A 5,642-nucleotide genomic window follows, 5' to 3' on the forward strand; every position below is an offset into this window, starting at 1 on the left:
CGCGAGGTAGTGCGGGCAGGTCTCGACGGTGACCCGGACGCCGTCGGCGCGGGCCTGCGCGAGGAGCGGCAGCGCGCCGGCCGAGGACAGGTGCACCACGTGCACCCGCACCCCGGTCTCGCGGGCCATCCGGAGCACGGCCGCGATCGCCGAGTCCTCGGCGGCGCCGGGCCGGGAGGCCAGGAAGTCCGCGTACCGGCGGCCGGCGGCGTGCCCGACGAGGTCGCCGTCCTCGGCGTGGACGAGCAGTAGGCCGTCGAAGGTCGCCAGCTCGCGCATCGCCGCCCGTGGGTCCGGCAGGGCCGGGAACTCCGGGACCCCGCTGTCGAGCAGGAAGCACTTGACGCCGAGCACCCCGGCCTCGTGCAGCGCGTGCAGCTCGCCCTCGTTGCCCGGGATCGCGCCGCCCCAGAAGGCGACGTCGACCGCGCACTGCCCGTCCGCGGCCTTCCGCTTGACCTCGAGTGCGGCCACGTCGACGGTCGGCGGCAACGCGTTCAGGGGCATGTCGACGATCGTCGTGACGGCGCCGGCCGCGGCGGCGCGGGTGGCGGAGGCGAAGCCCTCCCACTCGGTGCGACCGGGCTCGTTGACGTGCACGTGGGTGTCGACCAGGCCGGGGATCAGCACCTCGTCGGCGGCCGGCCTGATCTCGGCCGCGTCCACCGGGGCGTCGAGGGGCAGCACCGCCTCGATCCGGCCGTCCTCGACGAGGACGGCGGCCGGTCGCTCGGCTCCGTCGACGATCGCGCGCGCCGCGCGGAACACCGTCCTCATGTGCGTCCTTCCTGGTAGGCCCGCCAGCCGCCGAGCGCGGAGATGTCCGTGCGCGGGGCCTCGTGCCCGGTCCGCAGGACCATGGCGAGCGACCCGGAGCCGTCGGCCAGCTCGACCACGCCGAGCTCCAGGCCGTCGGGCTCGCCCGGCAGCAGCACCTCGCGGAGCTGCGTGTACGTCATGTCGTAGACCTCGCCCTCGACCGCCACCCCCTCGCCGACCTCCTCGAGCGCGGGGTAGCGGCCGTCGACGGCGTGGAACCGGTAGCGGGGCGCGGTGGTGGTGCGGGCGACCAGGGGTGCGTCGCCGACGAGGTGGTGGTCGGCGCCGCCGGACATGGCGGTGCCGTTGAGGAACATGCGGGGCACGGTGTTCTCCCTGGTGAAGATCGGGTGCGGGTCAGGTGCCGGTGATGTGTTCCGGACGGACCGGGACGCGGCGAAGCGCCTTCCCGGTGGCCGCCCGGATCGCCGCGGCCACGGCGGGGCCGCTGGAGATGGTGGGCGGCTCGCCCACCCCGCGGACGCCGTATGGGGCGTGCGGGTCGGCGTACTCCAGGACCTTGATCTGCATCGGCGGCATGTCGAGGATCGTCGGGATGAGGTAGTCGGTGAAGGACGGGTTGCGGACCCGGCCGTCGGTCACGATCACCTCCTCCATCAGCGCCAGCCCCATCCCCTGGGCGCTGCCGCCCTGGATCTGGCCGATCACGGCGTCGGGGTTGATCGCCTTGCCGACGTCCTGGGCGGTGTCCAGCGCGACGACCTTGACCAGCCCGAGCTCGACGTCGACGTCGACGACGGCGCGGTGGGCGGAGAAGGCGTACTGGACGTGCGCGTCGCCCTGGCCGGTGACCGGATCGATCTCGTGGGTGGGCCGGTGCCGCCACTCGACGGTCTCCTCGACCGCCTCGTCGAGCACGTCGGCGAGGCCGGCGAGCACCTCGCCCGTGACCGCGACGATCTTCTCCCCGTCGAGCCGGAGGTCGGAGCGGCCCAGCACGGCGGCCGCCCTGGCCAGCACGGACGCCCGCACCGCCTCGCACGCGGCCTTGACCGCGCCGCCGGTGACGTACGTCTGGCGGGAGGCCGACGTCGAGCCGCCGGAGCCGACTCCTGTGTCCTTGGGGTGGACCACGACCCGTTCGACGCCGAGCTCGGTGCGGCAGATCTGCTGCTCCACGGTGATCAGGCCCTGTCCGACCTCGGCGGCCGCGGTGTGCACGGTGACCACCGGCTCGCCCGCGGTCAGCTCCAGCCGGACCCGGGCCGTGGAGTAGTCGTCGAAGCCCTCCGAGAACCCGACGTTCTTGTAGGTCACGGCGTAGCCGATCCCGCGGACGACGCCCTCGCCGTGCGTGGTGTTGGAGACGCCACCGGGGAGGTCCCGGATGTCGACGTCGCTCTCGGGGCGGTCGGGCGGCAGCGGCATGTCCCGCACCGTCTCGATGAGCTCGGCGACCGGGGCGGCGGAGTCGATCAGCTGCCCGGTGATGTTGTGGTCGCCCTCGCGCATTCCGTTGCGTGCCCGGATCTCCACCCGGTCGACGCCGACGGTGTCGGCCAGCTCGTCCATCAGGGCCTCGTGCGCGAACGCGGCCTGCACGCAGCCGAAACCGCGCATCGCGCCGCAGGGCGGGTTGTTGGTGTAGACGCCGCGGGCGTCGACCTGCACGCTCGGGATCCGGTACGGGCCCAGGCCCAGCGTGCCGCCGTTGCCGACGACCGCACCCGTCGACGAGGCGTAGGCGCCGCCGTCGAACAGGATGTCGGCCTTGGCGTAGACCAGCGTGCCGTCGGGCTCGGCGCCGAACTCGTAGCGCAGCCAGGCGGGGTGCCGGTGGACGTGCCCGAAGAAGGACTCGTCGCGGGCGTAGCTCATCTTCACGGGCTTGCCGGTGTGCAGCGCGAGCAGGCAGGCGTGGACGTGCATGGACAGGTCCTCGCGGCCGCCGAACGCGCCGCCGACCCCGGCCAGGCTCAGCCGGACCTGCTCCGGCGGCAGCCCGAGAACCCGGCAGATCTGGCGCTGGTCGACGTGCAGCCACTGGGTGGCGACGTAGAGGTCGACGCCGCCCTCGCCGTCGGGCACGGCCAGGCCGGCCTCGGGTCCGAGGAAGGCCTGGTCCTGCATGCCGACCTCGAAGTCCAGCGCCACCACGACCGGCGCGGTGGGCTCCGGGTCGCCGCGCCGGATCTGCATGGCGCGCACCAGGTTGTCGTCCCGCGTCCGGTGAACCAGCGGCGCGTCGTCGTCGAGCGCCCGGCGCGGGTCGGTGACCGCGGTCAGCTCCTCGTAGTCGACGCGGATCCGCTTCGCCGCGCGCCGGGCCGTCTCCGGGTGGTCGGCGGCGACCAGCGCGACGGGTTCGCCCTGGTAGCGGACCACGCCGTCGGCCAGGGCCGGGGTGTCGAGGTGCTCGAGACCCACGGCGTTCTCGCCGGGGACGTCGGCGGCGGTGAGCACCGCGGAGACGCCGGGCAGCGCCAGCGCCTCGGTGATGTCGATGCCGCGGATCCGGGCGTGCGGGTGCGGGCTGCGGAGCGTGACGCCCCAGACCATGTCGTCGTGCCAGAGGTCGGAGGCGTACGCGAACTCGCCGGTGACCTTCAGCGTGCCGTCGGGGCGGAGCGGGGAGTCGCCGATCACGCCGGCGCTCTTCGTCTCGGTGCTCGTCATGACGCCTTCTCCAGCAGGGTGCGGTGGACGCGGGCACACTCGCGCGCGATCGAATCCGTGTCGACGGTGACGACGCGGTCGTGCTCGACGACCGGGCGCCCGTTGACGAGCAGCAGGTCCAGCGGCGGCGGCGAGCCCAGGACCAGCGCCGCCACCGGGTCGGCGACGTCGGCGTGGCCGAGCCCGTCGAGCCGCCAGACGGCGAGGTCGGCCAGCTTGCCCACCTCGATCGAGCCCAGGTCGGTCTCGCGGCCGAGCACCTTGGCGCCGCCCATCGTGGCCAGCTCCAGCCCGTCGCGGACGGTCAGTGCGGTGGGCCCGCCGACGGCGCGGGCGAAGAGCACCGCGTGCCGCACCTCCTCCAGCAGACTCCCGGCCTCGTTGCTCGCGGCGCCATCGACGCCGAGGCCGACGCGGGCGCCGGCGTCGCGCAGGTCCCGGGTGCGGGCGATGCCGGCCCCGAGCCGTGCGTTCGACGACGGGCAGTGCGCCACCCCGGTCCGGGTCGCGCCGACCCGCTTCACGGCCGGGTCGTCGAGGTGGACGGAGTGGGCGAACCAGACGTCGGCGCCGGTCCAGCCGAGCCCCTCCACGTAGTCCAGCGGGGAGCAGCCGAACCTCTCCCGACAGAAGTCCTCCTCGTCGAGGGTCTCGGCGAGGTGGGTGTGCAGCCGTACGCCCCGGCGGCGGGCCAGCTCGGCCGACTCGCGCATGAGGTCGCCGGTCACCGAGAAGGGCGAGCACGGGGCCAGCGCGACCTGCAGCATCGCCTCCGGCGACGGGTCGTGCCAGCGGTCGATCGCGGCCTCGGACGCCAGCAGGACGGCCTCGCGGTCCTCGACGACGTGGTCGGGCGGCAGCCCGCCGTCCTTGCGGCCCAGGTCCATCGACCCGCGGCAGGGGTGGAACCGCAGCCCTACCTCCTGCGCGGCGCGGATCTCCGCGGCGAACACGTCGCCGCCCTCGCGGGGGAACACGTAGTGGTGGTCGGTGCTGGTGGTGCAGCCGGTCAGCGCCAGCCGGGCGAGCGCGCCGCTCGCCCCGGTGTGGACCGCGTGCTCGTCGATGCCCGCCCACACCGGATACAGCGTGGTGAGCCACTCGAAGAGCGTCGCGTCGACCGCGAGCCCGCGGGTGACCCACTGGTAGAGGTGGTTGTGCGTGTTGACGAAGCCGGGGGTGAGCAGGCACCCGCGGGCGTCGACGACCTCGTGGCCGTCGCGGGCCGGAGCGGGCCCGGCGCCGACCGCGGTGATGCGGTTGCCCTCCACCACGACGTGCCCGTCGGGGTACTCCTCGCCGGTGACGGTGACGACGTGGCCGCCCTCGATGATCACGACGCACGCTCCGCGGCGGCCGCCCGGACGGCGTCCAGGATCTTCTCGTAGCCGGTGCAGCGGCAGAGGTTCCCGGCCAGCGCCTCCCGGATCTCCGGGTCGGACGGCGCGGGGTTGCGCTCCAGCAGGTCGTGCGTGCTCACCAGGAAGCCCGGGGTGCAGAAGCCGCACTGCACGGCACCGTTGGAGACGAACGCCTGCTGGACCGGGTCCAGCTCGGCCCCGCCCAGGCCCTCCACGGTGGTGACCTCGCGGCCCTGCGCCTGGCCGGCCGCGACCAGACAGGAGCACACGGGCAGCCCGTCGAGGTAGACGGTGCAGGAGCCGCACTCGCCCTGCTCGCAGGCGTTCTTGGAGCCGGGCAGGCCGAGCCGCTCGCGCAGCGCGTACAGCAGGCTCTCGCCCTCCCAGACGTCGTCGGCCTCGCGGCGGGTGCCGTTGACCGTCAGCTCGATCCTCACGCGGCGCTCCTGATGTCGGTGCGGTACTGGTCCCACGCCCAGGTGGCGGTGCGGCGCGCCATCACCGACAGGGCGTGCAGGCGGTACGCGGCGCTGCCGCGCACGTCGTCGATGGGGGCCGCGGCGTCGCGCACGCGGCGGCCGAACTCTCCTGCCAGCCCCTCGGGCAGCGGGCCGCGGGAGTCCCACAGCCCGGCGGCCTCGAGCTCGCCGGCCAGGAACTCCGCGGCCTCGGGGGCGGGCCGGGGCGTCGGGGCGGCGGACCCGATCCCGGTGCCGACGGCGCGCCGGTCCGGGTGCAGCGCGAACCCGAAGGCGGACACCGCGATCACCATGGCGTTGCGGGTGCCGATCTTGCTGAACTGCTGCGGGCCCGCGGGCGGGGTGA

General features: G+C 74.5%; 5 protein-coding genes and 1 pseudogene. All 6 read right to left on the minus strand.

The genetic code is table 11. The features are described 5' to 3' along the window. The coding region (locus JWR81_RS01970) for an amidohydrolase family protein (protein ID WP_297645920.1) at positions 1-777 on the minus strand (777 nt) is incomplete at its 3' end. Continuing rightward, entirely contained in the window at positions 774-1,136 is a 363-nt protein-coding gene (locus JWR81_RS01975) for a gamma-glutamylcyclotransferase (protein ID WP_367278720.1), read from the minus strand. The genes JWR81_RS01970 and JWR81_RS01975, both read right to left, overlap by 4 nt. Before the next feature lie 40 nt (positions 1,137-1,176). Continuing rightward, positions 1,177-3,456, minus strand: coding sequence for a xanthine dehydrogenase subunit D (gene pucD / locus JWR81_RS01980; RefSeq protein WP_297645926.1), 2,280 nt, complete (start codon positions 3,454-3,456; stop codon positions 1,177-1,179). Beyond that, on the minus strand, positions 3,453-4,793 hold the full coding sequence (locus JWR81_RS01985) for an 8-oxoguanine deaminase (RefSeq protein ID WP_297645928.1): 1,341 nt from the start codon (positions 4,791-4,793) through the stop codon (positions 3,453-3,455). Before JWR81_RS01985 ends, pucD begins: the two co-directional genes overlap by 4 nt. Then, entirely contained in the window at positions 4,790-5,254 is a 465-nt protein-coding gene (locus JWR81_RS01990; RefSeq protein WP_297645930.1) for a (2Fe-2S)-binding protein, read from the minus strand. The genes JWR81_RS01985 and JWR81_RS01990 overlap by 4 nt, the downstream gene beginning before the upstream one ends. Next, positions 5,251-5,642 (minus strand): annotated as a pseudogene (locus JWR81_RS01995) (xanthine dehydrogenase family protein subunit M); the annotation flags it as partial. The pseudogene JWR81_RS01995 and the gene JWR81_RS01990, both read right to left, overlap by 4 nt.

The sequence above is a fragment of the Pseudonocardia sp. genome, assembly GCF_025965585.1.
Taxonomy (GTDB): domain Bacteria; phylum Actinomycetota; class Actinomycetes; order Mycobacteriales; family Pseudonocardiaceae; genus Pseudonocardia.